Below are 20,049 nucleotides of genomic sequence, written 5' to 3'. Positions count from 1 at the left end.
CGGGTGGGACGTCTTGGCTGGCCGACCCCTTGGCGGCCGGTCGGATGTCCTGGGCAGCCTGCCGTTCGTGGCTGGGGGTCGGCGTCGTGGGGTGTTCGGTGCATGTGGCGTCGTCGTCCCAGATCAAGGGGGGAATGCGCTCGATCGGGTCGTGCAGGCCGACGGCTCCGCATTCGTAGGAACAGCCCCGCGTCCGGCACAACTTCGCGGCGTGGCGCCTTGGGAGGCCCCACCGTCGGCGGCGTGCGTGATCGTGCCGGAAAGCCTCCTGGGACGGCGAATAGCGGCGTGACTTCGTCCGGTCACGCATGGCGGCTATTTGTGACCTGGAGAAGAGGGTGGGCTGTGCCATAAACCATTATCCCGCACCATGAAGATCAGGTGCCAACGATGGATCATGCCATTCTGAGGGAGGTGTGATGACAATTCACGAACGCCGGATAGGATTGGTGCCGGGGGAGCCGCACGTTTGATTTCGTGGTCGGCCGCGCCCGGCATGCGGCGGCGGTGTTCGTTCGGTGAAGGGGGATCGGGCATGGCCAGTGTCGGCACGGTGCGGGAGTGGAACGCCGACGAAGGGTGGGGTGTCATCGACTCGGCTGATACGCCGGGCGGGTGCTGGGCGCACTTCAGCGCGGGTGCCATGGGTGGCTATGTCTCGTTCGGGGTGGGGGAGCGGGTGCGCTTCGAGTGGGAGGCGCCGGGGCAGGACGGGTTTCCGTACCGTGCCGTGAGGGTCTGGGTTGATGGGGTCGAGCCGGTGGAGCGGGGCCGGGGCGAGCGGGCGGGTGGGGCGTTCACCAGCACGCTGACCTTGACGTTCGACGAGCCGGAGCGCTCCGGCGGGTCCTGATCGGATACGGACGAAGGCTGACGGCCGGTCGACGCCGGCTATCTGTCGAAGGGTAGTGGCCGGTCGGGGCGGGCTATCTGGTGATGGCTGAGGGGCCGGTCGGTGTGGGCTATCTGGTGATGACTGAGGGGCCGGTCGGTGTGGGCCGCCTATCGAAAGCTGTGGCCCGGTCGGTGCGGGCTGCCCGGTGAAGGCCGACGGCGCTCGACGTGGGCTGTCTGTCGAAGGCCAGGCCGCAGGAGGGCCGGCACCTCGCGTCAAGGGCGCTTGTTGTCGAGCACCCGCCCCAGGGCGAAGGTCAGCACACCCGCGAGGACGACGCTGAGCAGGCCGACGCGCAGGCTTGTCTGGTCGGCGATCAGGCCTACCAGGGGTGGGGACAGCAGGAAGCCGCCGCGCAGGAGCCAGCTCACGACCGTGAGGCCGGTGCCGGGGGAGAGGCCGGGGATCTCGTCGGCGGTCTGCATCGTGGCGGGTACCAGGGTGGCGACGCCGAGGCCGGCCAGGGCGAAGCCGGCGAGGGCGGTGGGGACCGACGGCAGCAGCAGGGCCGCGCCCATGCCCACGGCGGTCAGGGCGCCGCCGGCGCGGACGACGGTGCGCTGGCCGAAGCGGTCGACCACGCGGTCGCCGGTGAGGCGGCCGATGGTCATGGCTACCTGGAGCGCCACGAAGGCCAGGCCGGCGGTGGCGGCGCTCGTGTGCAGGCCGGTGGTCAGGTAGAGGGCGCCCCACGACGAGCCGGCGTCCTCGACCAGGGCTCCGCAGGCGGCGAGGATGCCCAGGATCGCCAGCAGGCGTACGGCGGTGGTGGTCGCCGCTCGCCGGGCGGGCTGGGGTGTGTCCGTGGGGGTGGCCTGGCGTTCGGCGTCCTCGGGGCCGGGCAGCAGGAAGCGGAACGCGAAGAGCGCCACCGCGCTGAACAGGGCCGCGGAGATGCCCAGGTGCACGGCGAGGGACAACCCCAGGCCGGCCGCGGCGGAGCCCATCAGGCCGCCGAGGACCGCGCCGATGCTCCAGACGCCGTGGAACGAGTTGACGATGGAACGGCCGTAGAGGCGCTGCACGCGCAGGCCGTGCGCGTTCTGGGCGACGTCGACGACCGCGTCCAGGGCGCCGATGACGAACATGGCGGCCGCGAACGCGTACCACGAAGGGGCGAAAGGCAGCAGAAAGGTGGCGGCGGCCAGCAGGACGATGCCGGGGGCCGCGACCCGGGCGGAGCCGAAGCGGCGGATCGCCGAGGCGGCCAGCAGGCCGGCGAGGAGCGCGCCGAGCGGCATGGCGGCGATGGCCGTGCCCAACAGGGCGTTGGAGACGCCGAGATCGGCCTTGATCTGCGGATACCGGGGCACGACGTTGGCGAACAGGGCACCGTTGGTGAGGAACACCGCGGCCACGGCGAGGCGGGCACGGCGGGCCTGGAGCGTGGGCGCGGCCGGCGCGAGGAGCGTCATGCGTACGATCGTACATATGATGTGTACGCCTGTACACACACAAATTAACCTCGGCGTACGCCACTTTCCCCGGTTTCCGTGTGATCATCTTCCGACGCTCGAGGATGGGGAGGAAACGGCGTGGGCATGACCTCGCTGGTGTCGGCGGTGCGGTCCCAGGTGTTCGGGCTGCTCGCGCGCAGGTTCGCGGGCGGAAACGGGCCGTACGCGGGGCTCGCCCTGCTCCCCGACAAGCTGCTGTGGCCGCTGCACCGCGACGGGCTCGACCCGGTCGAGCAGATGGCCCGCCAGCGCGACCGCGAGCCGGTCAGCCGGCTGCCGCTGCCGCTGGGCATGCGTGGCTGGCTGGTCACCGGGTACGAGCCGGTGCGCGAGGTGCTCGGCAGCCTCGACGGCTACAGCAACGACTTCGGCAAGTTCGCGGGGCGCGTGGGCATCAACATCGCGCAGGACCCGGGCGGCCTGGGGTTCGCCGACCCGCCGGTGCACACCCGGCTGCGCAAGGCGCTGACGCCCGAGTTCACGATGCGGCGCCTGACCCGGCTGCAACCGCGCATCGAGAAGATCGTCGCGGACCGTCTCGACGAGATGGCGGCCAAGCCGGAGGCCGACCTCTGGAACGACTACGCGCTGCCCGTCCCGGCGCTGACCATCTGTGAGCTGCTCGGCGTCCCGTACGAGGACCGCGAGTACTTCCAGAAGCTCAGCACCGCGCGGTTCGACCTCGCGGACGGCGCGGGCGCGTCGCTCGACGCGGTGGGTGAGTCGCTGACGTACCTCGGCGGGCTGATCGAGCAGCAGCGCCGCGAGCCGGGCGACGGGCTGCTGGGCGCGCTCATCCGTACCCATGGCACCGAGATCGACGACCGGGAGCTGGCCGGCCTCGCGGACGGCGTGCTCACCGGCGGCCTGGAGACGTCGGCCAGCATGATCGCGCTCGGGGCGCTGGCGCTGATGACCGACGAGGAGCTTCGGGCCCGGCTCGCGGACAGCCTGGACGACACCGTCGAGGAGCTGCTGCGCTACATGACCGTCGTGCAGGTGGCGTTCCCGCGCGTGGCGATCCGCGACCACAAGGTGGGTGGCGCCGACATCCGCGCCGGCGACGTGGTGATCTGCTCGCTGAGCGGCGCCGACCGCGACCCGGCGGCGACCGGCCCGGAGCCCGGCACGCTCGACCCCACGCGACCCCTCAAAAGATCACACCTCGCCTTCGGGTACGGGATCCACAGGTGCATCGGCGCGGAGCTCGCCCGCATGGAGCTGCGCATCGCGTACCCGGCCCTGTTCCGCCGTTTCCCCCGGATCCGGCCCGCCGTGCCGGTGCGCGAGCTGACGTTCCGGCGCGCGTCGATCGTCTTCGGGCTCGACTCGCTGCCGGTGACCCTGGAGTAGACGGCGACGAGCCCGCTCCCGGACGAGGGAGCGGGCTCGTGTGCTCAGCGCAGGCGCAGCGTCACGTTGAACTTCGGGGACGCGGCCAGCTTGCGGAACGACGCCAGCGAGGCCGGCGAGCTGTCGATGCTGATGTCGCGGTCGCCGAACAGGTCCTTCTTGGTGTCGAAGTAGACGATCGCCTTCACCTTGGGGCGCTTCGCCAGCTCCGGCAGCACCGAGTTGAACTGCTTGGACTTGTCGACGACCTTGCCCACGCGGTGGTAGGCGCCCCACTCGGCCACCATGATCGGCTTGGACGGGTGGTTCTTGGTGGCCCAGTCGTACCAGCCCTGGCCGCCCTTGGCCTTGCGGTCGAGCAGGTCGGCGAAGACGCCGGCGTGGTAGTAGGGGACCTCCGAGGAGACGTACGAGTCCAGGCCGACCCAGTCGACGACGTCGTCACCGGGGTAGAGGTCCTTCCACCACGACTGCGCCATCCACTTCTCGTTGCCCATGTAGGCGACCACGTTGATCATGTTGCTGAGGCCCTGGGACTTCAGCCGCTTGATCACGTGACGGTACGACTTGGCGAAGTCCTTGGCGGTCATGCCCGAGGCCGGGTCGACGCGCACGTCGTCCTCCGGCTCGTGGTTGAGCACGAGGAAGAACTTCTCCGGCATGGTCGCCTTGACCCGCGCGGCGAACGCGTCGATGCGCGCGTCCAGCTTGCCGGCGGCTACGTTGGCCCAGGTCGAGCCGTACTCGACGCGCCAGTTGATGAGCAGCACGCGCGGCTTGGCCTTGTCGCGCACCATCGCGATCTCGGACGCGGTCGGGAACTTCTCGTCGCCCTTGTGGTAGACGTGGAAGATCGACGAGGTGCGGCCCGACTTCTGCTCCCAGGTCTTGAGCTCCTGGTCGCGCGGCAGGGTGCTGAAGCCGCCGGCGGCGGCGCCCCACAGCACGCCGCAGGAGGGCACCAGCTTGGCGTCGGTCACGCACTTGCCCGCCGGCTGAGCCGGCGTCGTCGCGCCCTCGGCCGCGGCGATCGGCCCGGCGAGCGCCGCACCGAAGCCGGCGACGAGCGCGGCCAGCGAGTACATGGACTTCCGCAGCATTCTCTCTCCCCCTGTTGTCCGGCCGTTGTCGGCCGGGCATGGGAAAGAGATTCCGGGGCGTACGGTGCGCAGCCGGTGCCCGCGACGGTGCGGGTCGGTTGCGCTCGCCGGAGCCCGCAGTCGTGCCCCTGAGATCGGCGGCGCGGGGCCCGGGTTGAGTACTCTTCGCGCCGTGAGTGATCGGGACGCGCTTCTGCTGCAGCGGCTGTCGCCCGCGATGACGCGGGTGCCGGACGCGCTGCGCCTGGCGGGGCCGCCGCCGGTCGCGGTGGACGCGCCGGTGCCGTGTGTGCTCTACCCGGGCGCCGAGGACGGGCCGGTCTACCTCAACTTCCACGGCGGGGCGTTCATCGTGCGGCACCCCGAGCAGGACGACCACGCCTGCCGCTACCTGACCGAGCACGCGGGGGCGAGCGTCCTCAACGTCGACTACAGCACGGCGCCGCAGTCACGCTTTCCGGTCGCGGAGCGTGAGGCGTACGAGGTGTACCGCTGGGCGCTGCGTCACCACGACCCGGCACGCATCGTGGTCGGCGGGTTCAGCGCGGGCGGCAAGCTGGCGATCGCCGTGTGCCAGCGGGCGCGCGACGAGGGTGCGCCGATGCCGGCGGCGCTCGTGGCCGCGTACCCGTTGGTGGATCTTGATCTGGATCTTGACAAGGGGAGCGGGCGGGTCGCGCCGTGGCTGCTCAGGGCGATGGTGGGGAGCTATTTCGCCGGGGTCGCGGTCGATGACGTCGCGGTGTCGCCGGTGCGCGACGATCGGCTGGGCGGCTTTCCGCCGTCGCTCGTGCTGACCGGGGAACGGGACGTTCTGGGGCCTTCGGGTGAGGTGTTCGCCCGGCGGCTGTCGGAAGCGGGCGTGGCCGTCGAGCATCACTGCTTTCCCGGTACGGATCACGCGTTCACGCACGCCGAGCCGGTCGAGACCGCGCTCGCGGCGCTCGGGATGATGGCCTCCTTCGTGCGCTCGAGGGGGGCGCGTGCATCCTCCGGGCGTCTGCTTGGACCGGGCGCTTCTTCGGGGCGTCTGCTTGGGCCGGGCGCTTCGCCCGTGGGTCAGAGCCAGGCGCGGACGCCGGCGAACACGTCGCCGTCGTAGTCCTCGACCACCTGATCTGCCAGGTCGGCGATGGTCACCGCGCGCAGGGACGCGCGCCAGGCCTGGTCGGCGGCGCTCATCGCCCGGGAGATCGCGCAGGGCTTCTCGCACGCCTCTGCGGGGGTGGCGAGCGGACCGCGCTGGCGTATCTCCGTGCAGAGGAACGCTGGTTGTGGGCCGTCGACGGCCTCGACCACGTCGAGCACGGTGATCGCGGTCGCGGGGCGGGCCAGCTCGTAGCCGCCGGCGTGGCCCTGCGCCGAGCGGATGATGCCGGCGCGGGACAGCGCCTGGAGCTGTTTGGCCAAGTAGCTGCCGGAGACGTCGTGCAGCTCGGCGAGGCGTGCGGCGGGCACGGGGCGCTCGGCGGCGTTCAGCACCACGGTGCAGTGCAGCGCCCACTCGACGCCGCCGGACATCTTCATGGTCACATCCTACTTGACTCGGACAGAGATTGTCCGAGTAGAGTCTCGGACATCAGATATCCGAGTTAGGGGTTCGACATGAAGATCGTGGTCATCGGAGGCACCGGCCTCGTCGGCAAGAAGCTGATCCCGCTGCTCACCGCCGCCGGGCACGACGCGGTGGCCGCGTCGCCCTCCACCGGTGTCAACGCGGTCACGGGCGAGGGGCTCGCCGCCGCGCTGACCGGCGCCGACGTGGTCGTCGACGTGACCAACGCGCCGTCCTGGGGCGACGACGAGGTGCTGCACTTCTTCACCACCTCGGCGGCCAACCTCGGCGCCGCGGAGCGCGAGGCGGGCGTGCAGCACCACATCGCCGTCTCGATCGTCAACTGCGACCAGATCCCCGGCAGCGGCTACATGCGCGCCAAGGTGGCCCAGGAGCAGCAGATCCGTACCGCCGGGGTGCCCTTCACGATCTTGCGGGCGACCCAGTTCTTCGAGTTCCTGGCCGGCATCGCCGACTTCTCCACCGCCGACGGCGTGGCCCGGCTCTCCACCGCGCGCTTCCAGCCCGTGGCCGCCGAGGACGTCGCGGCGACCCTCGCCGACCTGGTCGAGCGGCCGGCGGTGAACGGTGTGGTCGACCTCGCCGGTCCGGAGGCGGGGACGCTGAGCTCGTTCGTGAGCCGCTACCTGGCGGCCAAGGGCGACACCCGCACCGTCGTCGAGGACCCCGAGGCGGGCTACTTCGGCGCGGCCGTGGAGTCGCTCGCCCCGGCCCCGGACAGCGGCGCCCGCCTCGGCGCGATCTCCTTCGAGAAGTGGCTCGGTTAGGCTTCTCCAAGATCACGGCCATCCTGGAGGACTGCCCGGCGCCAGTCGGCTGACTGTTCGCCGTGCCCGTCCGAAAGGTTCGCCCCGCGATGTCCCTGATCGACCTGCACCGCCACCTGGAGGGCTCGCTGCGCGTCGCCACCATCCTCGAGCTGGCGCACCGCGACGGACACCCCCTTGCCGCCGCGGACGACCCCGAGGATCTGCTCGTGGCCCGCGGCCCCCTGGGCGGCCTCGTCCCCTTCCTCGACAAGGTCGACGCCGCGCCGTCCGCCTTCCCCCGCCCCGATGACTGGGAGAGGGCGGCGCGCGAGGCGGTGCGGGACGCCGCCGATGACGGCCTCGACTACTTGGAGCTGCGGTTCAGCCCCTGGTTCATCCGCCAGGAGACCGGCCTGCGGCCCGAGGCCGTCATCGACGCGGTGACGTCGGGCGTGCGCGCGGCCACCGCCGAGACGGGCCTGCCGGTCGCGCTGATCGGCATCCTGCTGCGCGACCTCGGCCCGGCCCAGGGCCTCGCCCAGGTCGAGACGCTGCTGTCGCGGCGGGACGCGTTCCGCGCGGTCGACCTGGCCGGCAACGAGGCGGGCGTACCGGCACACGAGTTCGCGCCCGCCTTCCGGGCCGCCCGCGATGCCGGCCTGCACGTGACGGTCCACGCGGGCGAGGCGGCCGGCCCGCAGAGCGTCTGGGCGGCCATCCACCACCTGGGCGCCGAGCGCATCGGCCACGGCGTCCGCTCGGTCGAGGACCCGGCCCTGCTGGACCATCTGGCGGCACACGGGATCACGCTGGAGGTGGCGCTGACGAGCAACCTGCACACGAGCGTCGCCCCGAGCTATCGGGCACACCCGCTGCGCCAACTGCTGGCCGCCGGCGTACCGGTGGCGCTGTCGACGGACGACCCGCGAGCCTCGGCGATCACCCTCTCCGGCGAATACGCCACGGCCCGCGACGAGATCGGCCTGTCCGAGGCCGAGATTAAAGCCATCGAGGGGTACGCCCGGCGGGCGGCTTTCGAGCCGTCGGCCCTCCGCGTCTGCGACTGACGGTCTCTGGCTGGCCACCCGGGGTCCGTGCCGTCAACCCTCCGCGTCCGCGAGTGACGGTCTCCGGCTGACGGCCCCGGGTTTCGAGCGGTCGGTCCTCACGGCCGTGACTGCTGCTCCCCGGTCAGCGTCTCGGAGCGCGCTTCTGCGGCCGGGAGCGTCGCTGGCCGGGGCGAACCGCGCCACGTCGTCCCGGGCCTTCTGGCTGCGTCGGTTCCGGCGCGTCGTTTCGGCCGCCGCTCGCCGGGCGCTCCGTGCGGGTCGGTTGGCGGGCTTCAGCGCGCCGGGCGCTCCGCGCGGGCTTCGGCGCGCCGGGCCGATGGGCGGTCAGAGGCCGAAGACGTGCCCCAGGCCGGTGACATCGATGGCCTTGCGCACCGGCGGCGACGGCTCCGCCAGGGTGAGCGTGACGCCCTCGGCCGCGGCACTGTTGCGGGCGCTGACGAGAGCGCCGAGCCCGTACGAGTCGATGAAGTCGAGGCCGGCCACGTCGACACGAAGGTAGCGGCAGCCGGGATCGGCCGCGATGCGAGCCAGCGCGTCGCGGACGTCGTCGGCCCGATCCAGGTCGAGCTCGCCGGTGAGGGTGGCAACCACCAGACCGTCGGGATCGGCTGGTTCGTGCAGAATCGTGGCTTCCTTCGGCATTGGCCAGATGCTACCCGCCCGGTTCAAGGACGGCACGGCAAGCGTTCACCCGCCGGGGCAGCGGCCCCACGCACTCTCTCGCTCGGGCCGGGGAGAGCCCGATGGCCGCGCAACCGACGCATCCTGCCCGTGTCCACACACAGCGCCCGCCCTCCCAGGGGGTCCCCCGGCCGACTCCATTGTGGCGGCAAGGCCCGAGATCATGTCGGCGGGCTGTGGACGGTGGGCGCGCCTGTGGATGGATGGGGCGGCTGTGGATGGGTGGACGGCTGTGGATGGGTGGATAGGTGGGCCTGTGGATGGGTCGGCTGTGGACGGCGAGCGGGTCTGTGGATGGCGAGCAGGTCTGAGGACGGCGGGTGGCCTGCTCGGCGGCGGCCGGCTGTGGATGGTGGGTGGCTGTGGATCACGACCTGTGGAGAGCGGGTGGTGCGGCTGGGGAAGGCCGCCCACACCGTCGCGCTGTGGGCGGCTTGCCTGTCAAGAGGCGGAGCCGCCGCCGAAATATCCCCTATGTCAGATGGGCCAGGGCCTGGTGGACGCTGCGCACCGCGCTCGCGCCCTCCCCGACGGCCGCCGCGACGCGTTTCATCGAGTCGGTGCGGACGTCGCCGGCGGCGAAGACGCCGGGGATGCTTGTCTCGAAGGGCAAGGGTGGGCGGGTGGTTTCCGTCCAGCGGGGGCCCAGCTGCACGTCGGTGGGGATGAAGCCGTTCTCGTCCAGGGCCACGTCGGTCAGCCATTCCGTGGCGGGGGTGGCGCCGATGAAGCAGAAGAGGCCGAAGCAGCCGCACGGGTCGGAGTCGCCGGTGGTGCGGGAGGTCAGGGTGATCTCCTGGAGGCGGTGGCCGCCGCGCAGGGAGGTGACCTCGGTGGTGGTCCGGACGGTGATGCGGGGGTCGGCGAGGATGCGTTCGACCAGGTAGCTGGACATGTCCTTGGTGAGGCTGCCGCCGCGTACGGCCAGGGTGACGTGGCCGGCGTGCCGGGCCAGGTAGAGGGCCGCCTGGCCGGCGCTGTTGGCGCCGCCCACGACGGTGACGGGGAGGCCGGTCACGGCCTTGGCCTCCAGGTCGGTGGCGGCGTAGTAGATGCCGGCGCCGACGAAGTCCGCCCAGCGGCCCAGGGGCAGGTTGCGGTAGGCGGCGCCGGTGGCGATCAGGACCGTGCGGGTGGGGATCTCCGTGCCGTCGACCAGGGTGATCAGGTGGTTGCCGTCCGCGCCGCGGGTGAGGGAGGCGACGCCGCAGGGGCTGCCGAGGTGGGCGCCGAACTTCAGGGCCTGCACGACGGCGCGGGCGGTCAGGGCCTCGCCGCTGAGGCCGAACGGGAAGCCGAGGTAGTTCTCGATGCGGGAGCTCGCGGCCGCCTGGCCGCCGGTGGCCACCGCGTCGAGCAGGACCGTCTCCAAGCCCTCCGAGGCGCCGTAGACGGCCGCCGCCAGGCCCGCGGGGCCGGCGCCGACGATCGTGAGGTCGGCGACGCCTTTCGGCGTACGGCGGTAGGTCAGGCCCAGGGAATGGCTCAGCGTGCCGGGATCGACGTTGCGCAACGTCACGCGGGGGGTGATCGCGGCGGGGAGGTCGCCTGCGGACAGGCCGGCGGCGGCGGTGACCTGGCGGCCCTCGGTGGTGTCCGGGCCCAGCCAGCGGTACGGGAGGTCCTGCCGGATCAGGAACGTGCGCAGCGCCAGGCCGGCCGCGGTGGTGTCGTCGGCGACCACGTCGAGGTTGTGCGCGGCGCGGGACACGAGCAGCTGGCGGCGGGCCAGGAACGCGCGCAGCAGGATGTCGCTGACCTCGGTGTCCTGCGCCATCAGGCGGCGGAACGCGGACGGGGAGACGCGGTGCACCACCCCGTCCTCGGTGGCGTGGGCAGTGAGGATGCGGGTCTGCCCGGTGAGCAGGTTGAGCTCGCCGACGAACTGGCGCGGGCCGGCCCGCAAGATCGGCTCCTCGGCGGCGGGCGAGTCGGCGGGCGAGGTGGCGGGCGAGGTGGGCGGCGAGTCGGCGGGCGAGGTGGCGGCCGAGGCTGCGGGCGAGTCGGCGGGCGAGGTGGCGGGCGAGGCGGCGCCGGACAGGCCCGACGTGACGATGACGGTGCCCGACTCGATGAGGATCAGGTCGCCGTCGTCGTCGCCCACGTCGAACAGCAGGTCGCCGGCCCGCACCGGCGACGGGCGGCCGTAGGCGATCGCGCGCGCGAACTGCTCCTCGTCGAGCGCCACGAAGGCGGCGGCCGCGAGTTCCTCGAACTGGTCCCCGAGCTCCGGGAAGGGCGTCACCATCGGCGCATGGTGTCAGAGCGAAGGCGCGCGGCTCAACGTCACCGTCGACACAGCGCCCCCGGGTGCGCGGGCCCCGGAGGGCATCCGGTATTGTTCTCCTCAGCGCGGACGTAGCGCAGCTGGTAGCGCATCACCTTGCCAAGGTGAGGGTCGCGGGTTCGAATCCCGTCGTCCGCTCTCATCGCGAAGGCGCCCCCGGAGACGGGGGCGCCTTCGCGCGTTTATCCGACAGACCCGGCGGGCGCCGACGCGACTACCGTCAGAGCGCATGGATCCAGTGGCGGGCCGGGGTGGTACGGCGCGCGTGATCGTCTGGGCCGCGCACCTCGCCGCCCCGATGGTGGGTCTCTGGCTGCTGATCTCCCGGCCGGCGCTCGACGTCCACTGGCGGCACGACGCGGCCCACTTCTGGCTGGTCCTCGCCGTCGCCGCGGTCAGCCTCACCCTCGCCGTGCTCGTCAACGAGGCCGCCCGCCGCCGCGCCGACATCCGGCTCTTCCTCGTCGGCCTGTCGTTCCTGCTGGCCGCCGCCTTCCTCGGGCTCCACGCGCTCGCCACCCCCGGCGTGCTCGTGCACGGACCCAACACCCTCTTCTCGTACGCCTCCCCGGTCGGCCTGACAGCGGCGGCCGTCCTGGCAGCGGCGTCGGCCGCCGACCTGCCCGCCGCCCTGATGCGCCGGGCGGGATGGCTGCGGGTGGCCGTGCTCGCGCTCGCCGCCCTGCTCGCGGTCGCCGCGCCGCCCACCACGGCGCTGTCCGTCGTCGCGTTCGTGCTGTTCGCGGCCGCGGCGATCCGCTATTACGCCCTTTACCGGCGGCGGCGCGCCGTCATGCTTCTGTCGATCATGACGGCGTTCACGCTGCTCGCCGAGTCGGCGGTGGCGATGGCCCTGGGGCGCAACTGGCAGGCGTCCTGGTGGGAGTGGCACCTGCTGATGGCGGCCGGGTTCGGCTATGTCGCGTACAGCGCCTGGGTGCAATATCGCCACGAGGGTGCCGCCGCCGGCCTGTTCAGCGCGGTCGGCACCGAGTTCACCGTGCGGCGTCTCAAGGCCGAGTACGGCGCGGCCCTCGAGGCGCTGGTCCAGGCGCTGCGCGGCGGTCAGCGGGCCGCGGCGATGGATCTGGTCGCGCGGCGGTTCGAGCTGACCGAGGGGCAGGCCGCGGTGCTCGGCCGGGCCGCCGACGCGGTGGCGAGCGAGCGCGACCAGATCCGCAAGCTGGACGCGCTGGTCGCGGTCGGGCGGGACGCGCGGGTGATCGTCTCCGACTTCGACCTGCTGCACGGCGCGGTGGCGCGCATCGGGCGCGCGTTCGAGGGCTACCGCGTCCACATCGGACTGGTCGAGGAGACCCGGCTGGTGTTCCGGCCGTCGCTCGGTTGCGGTCCCGCCGACGCTTATTCCGTACGGGACGCGCAGGCGGCCCTGGACCGCGGCGAGCCGGCCGTGGACCCGTACGGCAACCTGATCCTGCCCTTGATCGTGAAAGGGCACCCGGCCGGCGTGCTGGTCGCGGGGCGCGGCGACCCGGTGCCCGAGCGGGACGCGGCGCTGCTGGCGTCGCTCGCGAGCCAGCTGTCGATCGCGCTCGAGAACGCGCGGCTCTACCGGCAGCTCGACGTGCTGTTCCGCCAGTACATGTCGCCGGACGTGGCGACGGCGCTGGTGGCGGACCCGTCCCAGGCGGCGCTCGGCGGCGCGGTGGTCGAGGTGACGTCGCTCTTCGCGGACCTGCGCGGGTTCACGACCTTCTCGGAACGGTCGACGCCGCAGCAGATCGTCACCATGCTCAACGAGTACTTCGACGTCGCGACCAAGGCCGTGCTCGGCGAGAGCGGGACGGTCGTGCAGTTCGTCGGCGACGCGCTGATGGCACTCTTCAACGCGCCGGCGCGGCAACCCGACCACGCGCTGCGGGCGGCCCGGGCGGCGCTGGCGATCCAGTGCGCCGTCGACAGGATCGCGGCGGACCGGCCGGGCTGGCCGCGCTTCCGGGTCGGCGTCAACACCGGCGAGGCGCTGGTCGGCAACATCGGCGGGTCGGAACTGCGCAACTTCAACGCGATGGGCGACGCGGTCAACGTGGCGTCCCGGCTGGAGACGCGGGCGGCGCCCGGGCAGGTGCTGATCGGCGCGGCGACGCTCGCCCTGATCGGGCCGGCCGCGCTCGTCACGCCGCTCGGCGACCTGACGGTCAAGGGGCGCCGCCAGCCGGTGTCCGCGTACGTGCTCAACGGCCTGCGGGAGGAGAGCTCGTGGCACTCGTGACCGATCCGGGCGAGTTTCTCGGTGAGCTCGCCGGGGACGAGCTCGCCGACCTGTTCCGCTCCGGACGGCGGCGCCGGTGGCCGATGGGCGCGACCCTGTTCAGCGAGGGCGACCGGTCCACGACCGTGGTGTTCGTGCTGACCGGCCGGGCGAAGGTGTTCTCGCTGACCGCGCAGGGCGGGGAGGTGCTGCTGGCGATCCGCGGGCCGGGCGCGCTGCTGGGCGAGATGTCGGCGCTGGACGGGGCTCCGCGCTCGGCGTCGGTGGCGGCGCTGGAGCCGCTGGAGACGCTCGTCGTACCGGTGACCTCGTTCCTGGGCTTCTTGCGGGACCATCCGGCGGCGGCGATGCGGATCGTGCGGATGATCGTGGCGCGGCTGCGCGACTCGGACCGCAAGCGTGTGGAGTTCGGCACCTACGACACGCTCGGGCGGGTGGCGCTGCGGCTGGTGGAGCTGGCCGAGCGGTTCGGCGCGTCCGGCGACGGCGGGGTGCAGATCACCGTGCCGCTGAGCCAGGACGAGCTGGCCGCGTGGACCGGGTCGTCGCGCGAGTCGGTGACGAAGGCGCTGCGCACGTTGCGGCGCCACGGGGTGATCACCACGCAGCGCCGCTCGGTCTCCGTTCTGGACTTGAACTCCCTGCGCGCGAGGGCACGCTAGGCGCGTGCCCTCGCTTGCCGGGGGCTTACGAGAGCTCGCAGCTGATCCGCACGTCGAGCAGGTCGGAGGTGCACCGGTCGACGTTCAGGCCGCCGTCGTTGCGGTCGTTGCCGCGCACGCCGTCGCGGCTGTTCAGGGTGTCGTTGCCGGCCTGACCGAACATCCGGTCGCCGCCCGCGCCACCGACGAGAGTGTCGCCGCCGTTGCCGCCCGCGATGAAGTCGGCGCCGCCGAGGCCGAACATGCGGTTGGCGGAGCCGTTGCCCGACAGGTTGTCGGAGCCGCGGCCGCCGAAGACGTTCTCGACGTCGGCCAGGTTGTTGTCGAACTCGGGCGCGGAACCGTCGTTGGCCACCCCGTTGAGGCTGACGTTGACCGCGAGCGCGCGGTTGGCGTACGTGGTCGTGTCGGCGCCCACGCCGCCGCTGAAGACGTCGCGGCCGTCGCGCACGGCGAGCGCCACGTTGGTGTCGGCGCCGGCACCGCCGAGCATGGTGTCGTTGCCGAGCCCGCCGGTCATGACGTCGTTGCCGCCGAGACCGAGGATCCGGTTCGCGGAGGCGTTGCCGGTCAGGTTGTCGGAGCCGCGGCCGCCGAGGATGTTCTCGACATCGGACAGGTTGTTGTCGAGCTCGCCGGGCGCGCCGTCGTTGGCGACCCCGTTGAGCGTGACGACCACCCGCGCGGCCCGGTTGGCGTAGCTGGTCGTGTCGACGCCGGCGCTGCCGCTGAACCGGTCGCGCCCGTCGTTGACGGCCAGCGCCACGGCGGTGTCGTTGCCGGCCCGGCCGAACAGCGAGTCGGTGCCGAAGCCGCCGGTCAGCGTGTCGCCGGCCGCCCCGCCGAACAGCGTGTCGTTGCCGAGCCCGCCGTTCTGTGTCGACGGCGTGGTGGTCAGGTTGTTCACCCGGTCGTTGAGGTTGCCGGTGTTGACGACCAGCCGGACGACGCCGGCGGCGGAGCATCGCACGGTACGGGCGCCGGCGACGGCACAGCCGGCCCCCGCGGCCGGGGTGTCACCGAGGTCGGTGACCAGGAAGTTCGCCCCCACCCGGGTGATGGTGATGTCGTTGATCCGGTTGTTGGCGGCGTTGACCTGGATGGTGTTGCCGACCTTGGCCGTCCCGGTCGCCGCGTAGGCCGGCGCCGAGATCGCCAGGACGGGCACCGCCCCGAGCGCCGTGAACACGGCGGCACGGGCGAGCACCCGTCGATTTCGGATTCCTCCGAGATTCATGCTTGTCCCCCCTGAATCTGAGTCGGCGGACGTTTCCGCCGCCGAGAACTTTCGCAGCTCAGAGGGGCCGCACTGGAGGAAGAATTACGCGCCCGAACTGGTAAAGATGCACGTTGCCGTTGTCCGGATGGCGATTGATTGCCGCTTTTACCGGCCGTTTTCTTGCGCGCCGGCTCTATCCTGCTTTTTCGCCGCTGCCGGGCGACGTCAGCACGGTCAGGTCGGTGCCCGGGAGGTCCGGCGCGCTGCGGAGCTTGTGGTAGACGAGGTCGAAGGTCAGGCCGGCCACGAAGCCCAGCGGGATCACGAAGAAGAGCAGGCGGCGGACGTCCAGCACGTCGAGCAGGGTGGGGTTGGCGAGGAGCTGGCTCGCCACGTACAGCAGGACTGTCACGACGCCGGCGCCCAGGCCGCGGACGGCGGCCAGGGCCCAGTGCTGGTCGGTGTTGAAGGAGTCCCAGATGACGGCGCCGGCGACGGCGGCCAGCATGGGGGCGAAGAGCAGCAGGGTCAGGGAGCCGAAGGTGGCGTTGCCGGCGCCGTCGGCCAGCGGGATGGCGGTCAGGGCGGCGATCAGCGCGACCGCGGCCACGGCGCGGCCCGTGCTCGCGCTGCGGGCTCGGCGGCGGGCGGCCTGCTCGGCGGCGGCCCGCTCGTCGGCTCGGCGGGTGATCTGGCGGCGCAGGTAGTCGACGAGCTTGGTGGCGGAGGTGGCTCCCCAGGGGGCGCCGAGCAGGGCGATGTCGTCCGGCTCCTGGTCGCCGCCGCGGTCGAGCTGGATCCAGACGCGTTCGGCGCCGCCGCCGAAGACCGAGACGGGCAGGACCGGGATGCGCTGGGCGATGGTGACGACGCCGGTGACCAGGGTGGACCTGCCGCCGCCGACCAGGATGACGCCGTCGACGTCCTGGAGGATCGTGCGGTAGAAGGCGATCTCCCACTCGGGGCTGGTGTCGCGGACCGTCTCGACCTCCACGTGGGTCTCGGCGGGCAGGCTCAGTGTGAACTGCTGGCGCTGCGGCGGCTTGGCCACGATGCGGCCGGGCTTCTCCGCCGACGACGCGGCCACGTAGCCCGCGGCCACCAGCGCCTCGGCGTAGTCCGGCTTGCTGGAGAAGAGCACCAGGTCGCAGCCGGAACGGGCGAGGGCCTCGCCGAGTTCGCCGCACGCCGCGCGGGCCTCGGCCGGGTCGCCGCGCAGGACCGGCTCGTACGTGCGGGTGGGGTCCAGGCTTCCGACGACCGCGATCAGCGGCCGGCCGTCCCGACGGATCATCGTCACCTCGAGGCAGTTGTGGTCTGGGGTCTACATTCCACTCAGGCGCAGCTCCAGGGTCAACTCGTCATGGATCTCGATGCCGTAGTCGCCGACCAGCGGGATGGACGGCTTGATCCGCCGCGACTCGTCGACCGCGCCGGGGGAGACGGCGACCAGCCGCATCCCCCGCCGCTGGTAGAAGCGGATCGCGTCCAGATTGTCGTTCGTGGTGATCAGCCAGACCCGCGCGGCGCCGTGCTCCCGCGCCTTGTCGACGGCGGCGCCGAGCAGCAGCGTCCCGATTCCCTCGCGGCGCGCGAAGGCGTCGAACGAGGCGATCTCGAACCCGGACTCGTCGACCCGATAGGTGAGCAGCCCCACCGGCTCACCGTCGCGCCGGGCGAGGAGCGCCGGCAACGTCGAGGCGTCATAGCGGACGCCGTGCGCCACCATGATGGGCGTGCCCCACGAACGGGTCAGAAGCGTCTTGACGAGGTCGCGGTCGGACGGGCTCACCTCATGCACGGTGACAGTCATGGCGTCGTTTATAAAGCATGAAGAGATACGGGGACCGGCGTACCCAGCAGAGATCGGGGTGCCCGCCGTAGCGACCGGCGGGGTGGGTGGTCCGGGCCGTCGCGACGTGCCGGGTTGTCCTGCAACGCGAGCTCAGACCCCGGTGGCGATGGCCGACAGGCGGGCGCGGCACTCGGCGACGAAGTCGGGATAGGTGTGCCAGTAGTAGGGGATGCCACTGGCGCCGACCACGATCGCCCAGGCGCGGGCGCGCTGCCAGGTGATGTCGTCGAGGTTCGCCGCGTCCCAGTAGGCCTCGCGGGCCGAGGCGGGCAGGTCCCACACGGGGGCGTGCTCGGCGTCGGGGTAGCCGATCGACAGGCCGCCGAAGTCGATCACGGCGGCGAGCCTGCCGTCGCGTACCAGAAGGTTGGTGGGTTTGAGGTCGGTGTGCAGCCAGACCTCGCGGGTGTCGTGGCGGGGGAGGCGCAGGGCCTCGGTCCACAGGTGTTCGAGCAGATCGATGTCGATGGTGTCGCCGACGAGCGGGCGGCAGTCGGCGAGCGCCTTGCGGGCCCACTCGTCGCAGGGGGCGAGCTCGCCGCCGCGGTACCACCTCGGGCCGGTCGCGCCCATCAGGTCGATGCCATGCAAGGTCCTGATAAATCCGGACAAATCGCGAGCGAAGGTGCGCCAGTCGGTGACGGTGCCGGGCGGGGTGGTCGCGGTGCCGGCGGTGCCGGGCGGGGTGGGCGCCGTTCCGGGTGAGGTGGCGAGGGGGCCGTTCGCCGTGTGGGGTGGGGCGCCGTCGAGCCAGCGCAGCACGGACCAGGGCGCGGGGTAGGCGTCCGAGGGGCGGCCCGCGTACACCGGAGCGGGAATGGGCAGCGGCAGCAGCGGTGCGAGCACCGGAAGCCATCGCTGCTCCGTGCGCAACGGGGCGGCCTTCTCCACGCTGCGCGGGAGCCGCACGAGAAGGCCGTCGCCCAGGCGGTACATCGTGTTCTCGGTGCCCGCGCCGGCCGGGGTGAGCGGCAGCCCGGCCCACTGCGGGCACTGCTCGGCGATCAGCGAACGGACGACGTCCTCGTCGACCACGAGCTCGTTCTCATGCAGCGGCACCCGCCGATGATCGCCGCCGGGCGCGGATGGGTGCCAGCGAATTTCACGCCGTCGCGCCGGTGAGCGCGCGGTCCAGGATCTCCAGGCCGAGGTCCAGCTCGGCGGGGGAGGCGGTCAGCGGCGGCGCGATCCGGAACACGCCGCCCATGCCGGGCAGCTGCACCACGTTCAGGTGCAGGCCCAGCTCGAGGCAGCGCCGGGTCACCGCCTGGCCGAGCGCGTCGGCGGGCTGCTTGGTGACGCGGTCGGCGACCAGCTCGAGGCCCACGAGCAGGCCCCGGCCGCGCACGTCGCCGATCGCCTCGTGGCGCTGCTTCAGCTCGTTCAGACCCTTGCTGAGGTACGCGCCCAGCTCCGCGGCGCGGTGATCGAGGCGTTCCGCGCGCAGGACGTCGAGGACCGTCACGCCCACCGCGGCGACGAGCGGGTCGGAGACGTGCGTGGTGAAGAACAGGAACCCGCGCTCGTGCGCCTGCTGTTCGATCTCGGGGCTGGTGACGACGGCGGCCAGCGGCAGCCCGGCGCCGAGGGTCTTGGAGAGCGTCAGGATGTCCGGCACCACGCCGTCGCGCTCGAACGCGTACCAGTCGCCGGTGCGGCACAGGCCGGTCTGCGCCTCGTCGAGGATGAGCAGGCCGCCCCGCTCGTGGCACTTGTCGCGCAGCGCCGCCAGGTAGCCGGGCGGCAGGTCGAGGACGCCGCCGGAGCTGAGGATCGGCTCGACGATGCACGCCGCCAGGCTGCCCACCGACTGCGCGTCGAACAGGTCGAACGCGAAGTCCAGCTGCCGTTCCCAGTCGAGCTCGCCGCCGGCCGTGGTGAAGTCCGGGCGGTACGCGTTCGGGGTCGGGATGGCGAAGTTGCCGGGGGCGGCCGGCCCGTACCCCTTGCGGCTGTGGCTGTAGGTGGCCGCCGCCGCGGCGTGGGTCATGCCGTGCCACGACCGGGCGAACGAGATGATCTCGTGGCGGCCGGTGACCAGCTTCGCCATCCGGATCGCGGCCTCGTTCGACTCGGCGCCCGTGGTCAGCAGCAGCACCTTGCTCAGCGGCTCGGGCAGCGTCTGGGCGAGCCCCCGCGCCAGGTCGACGACGGGCCGGCTGAGCATGCCGCTGAACAGGTGGTCGAGGGTGGCGGCCTGGCGCTGCACGGTCGCGACCACGGCCGGGTGCGAGTGGCCGAGGATCGCGCTCATCTGCCCGGAGGTGAAGTCGAGCAGGCGGCGGCCGTCCTCGGTGACGACGAAGCTGCCCTCGGCCCGTCCGATGATCTCGGGGACGAACCGTCCCGCGCCGTTGTAGCGGATGAGGTGACGCTCGGCGTCCGCCCAGAAGTCGTCCATGACGGGGACGTTGCCATGCCGGCCTGGCCACGTCCATTTCCCCTTTCCGGCTCTGCTGTCAAGGATCGCTTCATGATCCTGAACCCGTGGCGGTTGCGCCTGCTCGCCGACCTCGCGACGTACGGCACGGTGCGCGCGGTGGCGCAGCGGGCCGGCCTCAGCCCGTCCGCGGTGTCGCAGCAGCTGGCGACGCTGGAACGGGAGACCCGGACGGCGCTGTTCGAGCGGGCCGGCCGCCGGGTGCGGCTCACCGCGGCCGGGGTGCTGCTCGCCGGGCGGGCACGGGAGATCCTCGCACTGATGGACGCGGCCTCCGAGGAGCTGCGCGGGCCGGCCGACGAGCCGGCCGGCACGGTCACGCTGGCGGCGTTCCAGAGCGCGGTACACGCGCTGGCCTCGCCGGCGGTCGCGCGGCTCAGCGAACGCCATCCGGACGTGACGGTGGACCGGATGTGGCACAACCCGAACCGCGTTCACTCTGTTGAGGGGCCGGTCGTGACCGTTTCAG

18 protein-coding genes and 1 tRNA gene are annotated in these 20,049 nt (G+C 72.3%); 9 read left to right on the top strand and 10 right to left on the bottom strand.

Going from position 1 to position 20,049, the window contains the following annotated elements:
* Positions 1-535: 535 nt before the first annotated feature.
* On the top strand, positions 536-853 hold the full coding sequence (locus Ade02nite_RS39475) for a cold-shock protein (protein WP_203775172.1): 318 nt from the start codon (positions 536-538) through the stop codon (positions 851-853).
* Between the two features lie 257 nt (positions 854-1,110).
* Here the strand turns inward: Ade02nite_RS39475 and Ade02nite_RS39470 are convergent, their stop codons facing one another.
* On the bottom strand, positions 1,111-2,310 hold the full coding sequence (locus Ade02nite_RS39470; RefSeq protein WP_203775170.1) for an MFS transporter: 1,200 nt from the start codon (positions 2,308-2,310) through the stop codon (positions 1,111-1,113).
* A 126-nt stretch (positions 2,311-2,436) separates the two neighbouring features.
* Here Ade02nite_RS39470 and Ade02nite_RS39465 point away from each other — a divergent pair, with 126 nt between their 5' ends.
* Positions 2,437-3,705 (top strand): cytochrome P450, encoded by a 1,269-nt coding sequence (locus Ade02nite_RS39465; RefSeq protein WP_203775168.1) that lies wholly within the window; start codon positions 2,437-2,439, stop codon positions 3,703-3,705.
* 44 nt (positions 3,706-3,749) lie between these two features.
* On the opposite strand, the gene Ade02nite_RS39460 is transcribed toward Ade02nite_RS39465, so the two are convergent.
* Positions 3,750-4,805: a glycoside hydrolase family 26 protein gene (locus tag Ade02nite_RS39460; RefSeq protein WP_203775166.1), complete on the bottom strand. Its 1,056-nt coding sequence runs from the start codon at positions 4,803-4,805 to the stop codon at positions 3,750-3,752.
* Positions 4,806-4,977: 172 nt separating this feature from the next.
* Between Ade02nite_RS39460 and Ade02nite_RS39455 the strand changes: the two genes are divergently transcribed.
* Positions 4,978-5,907, top strand: a complete 930-nt coding sequence (locus Ade02nite_RS39455) for an alpha/beta hydrolase (protein ID WP_203775164.1) — start codon at positions 4,978-4,980, stop codon at positions 5,905-5,907.
* On the opposite strand, the gene Ade02nite_RS39450 is transcribed toward Ade02nite_RS39455, so the two are convergent.
* Complete coding sequence (locus Ade02nite_RS39450; RefSeq protein WP_203775162.1) at positions 5,865-6,332, bottom strand: RrF2 family transcriptional regulator; 468 nt, start codon at positions 6,330-6,332, stop codon at positions 5,865-5,867. The genes Ade02nite_RS39455 and Ade02nite_RS39450 overlap by 43 nt on opposite strands.
* Positions 6,333-6,410: 78 nt before the next feature.
* Between Ade02nite_RS39450 and Ade02nite_RS39445 the strand changes: the two genes are divergently transcribed.
* Together Ade02nite_RS39445 and add are read left to right on the top strand one after the other, a co-directional pair.
* Entirely contained in the window at positions 6,411-7,148 is a 738-nt protein-coding gene (locus Ade02nite_RS39445) for an SDR family oxidoreductase (protein WP_203775160.1), read from the top strand.
* A gap of 89 nt (positions 7,149-7,237) precedes the next feature.
* Positions 7,238-8,197 carry an adenosine deaminase gene (gene add / locus Ade02nite_RS39440; RefSeq protein WP_203775158.1) on the top strand — a complete coding sequence of 320 codons (960 nt, stop codon included), beginning with the start codon at positions 7,238-7,240 and terminating at the stop codon, positions 8,195-8,197.
* Positions 8,198-8,524: 327 nt separating this feature from the next.
* On the opposite strand, the gene Ade02nite_RS39435 is transcribed toward add, so the two are convergent.
* A complete protein-coding gene (locus Ade02nite_RS39435) occupies positions 8,525-8,845 on the bottom strand; it encodes an STAS domain-containing protein (protein WP_203775156.1) in 321 nt (106 codons plus the stop codon).
* A gap of 511 nt (positions 8,846-9,356) precedes the next feature.
* Positions 9,357-11,132 (bottom strand): FAD-dependent oxidoreductase, encoded by a 1,776-nt coding sequence (locus tag Ade02nite_RS39430; protein ID WP_203775154.1) that lies wholly within the window; start codon positions 11,130-11,132, stop codon positions 9,357-9,359.
* A gap of 104 nt (positions 11,133-11,236) precedes the next feature.
* Here Ade02nite_RS39430 and Ade02nite_RS39425 point away from each other — a divergent pair.
* The 3 genes from Ade02nite_RS39425 (at position 11,237) to Ade02nite_RS39415 (ending at position 14,066) form a co-directional block, all read left to right on the top strand.
* Positions 11,237-11,309: transfer RNA gene (locus Ade02nite_RS39425), tRNA-Gly, on the top strand.
* A gap of 91 nt (positions 11,310-11,400) precedes the next feature.
* Positions 11,401-13,404: an adenylate/guanylate cyclase domain-containing protein gene (locus Ade02nite_RS39420; RefSeq protein ID WP_203775152.1), complete on the top strand. Its 2,004-nt coding sequence runs from the start codon at positions 11,401-11,403 to the stop codon at positions 13,402-13,404.
* Complete coding sequence (locus Ade02nite_RS39415; RefSeq protein ID WP_203775150.1) at positions 13,392-14,066, top strand: Crp/Fnr family transcriptional regulator; 675 nt, start codon at positions 13,392-13,394, stop codon at positions 14,064-14,066. The genes Ade02nite_RS39420 and Ade02nite_RS39415 overlap by 13 nt, the downstream gene beginning before the upstream one ends.
* A 25-nt stretch (positions 14,067-14,091) precedes the next feature.
* On the opposite strand, the gene Ade02nite_RS39410 is transcribed toward Ade02nite_RS39415, so the two are convergent.
* The 5 genes from Ade02nite_RS39410 to Ade02nite_RS39390 all read right to left on the bottom strand — a co-directional run bounded on the left by Ade02nite_RS39410 (position 14,092) and on the right by Ade02nite_RS39390 (position 19,541).
* Positions 14,092-15,303, bottom strand: coding sequence for a calcium-binding protein (locus Ade02nite_RS39410; RefSeq protein ID WP_203775148.1), 1,212 nt, complete (start codon positions 15,301-15,303; stop codon positions 14,092-14,094).
* A 175-nt stretch (positions 15,304-15,478) separates the two neighbouring features.
* A complete protein-coding gene (locus Ade02nite_RS39405; RefSeq protein ID WP_203775146.1) occupies positions 15,479-16,579 on the bottom strand; it encodes a hypothetical protein in 1,101 nt (366 codons plus the stop codon).
* A 30-nt stretch (positions 16,580-16,609) separates the two neighbouring features.
* A complete protein-coding gene (locus tag Ade02nite_RS39400; protein ID WP_203775144.1) occupies positions 16,610-17,098 on the bottom strand; it encodes a GNAT family N-acetyltransferase in 489 nt (162 codons plus the stop codon).
* A 132-nt stretch (positions 17,099-17,230) separates the two neighbouring features.
* Positions 17,231-18,199 carry a phosphotransferase gene (locus Ade02nite_RS39395; protein WP_203775142.1) on the bottom strand — a complete coding sequence of 323 codons (969 nt, stop codon included), beginning with the start codon at positions 18,197-18,199 and terminating at the stop codon, positions 17,231-17,233.
* 43 nt (positions 18,200-18,242) lie between these two features.
* The gene (locus tag Ade02nite_RS39390; RefSeq protein ID WP_203775140.1) at positions 18,243-19,541 is read right to left on the bottom strand and encodes an aspartate aminotransferase family protein; all 1,299 of its coding nucleotides are present in this window, start codon (positions 19,539-19,541) and stop codon (positions 18,243-18,245) included.
* A gap of 72 nt (positions 19,542-19,613) precedes the next feature.
* Here Ade02nite_RS39390 and Ade02nite_RS39385 point away from each other — a divergent pair.
* Positions 19,614-20,049: LysR family transcriptional regulator (locus Ade02nite_RS39385; protein ID WP_203775138.1), on the top strand; the 436-nt coding region annotated here is incomplete at its 3' end.

This window comes from Paractinoplanes deccanensis (assembly GCF_016862115.1).
Classification (GTDB): Bacteria; Actinomycetota; Actinomycetes; order Mycobacteriales; family Micromonosporaceae; genus Actinoplanes; species Actinoplanes deccanensis.
This window is presented reverse-complemented; position numbering and strand designations above follow the sequence as displayed.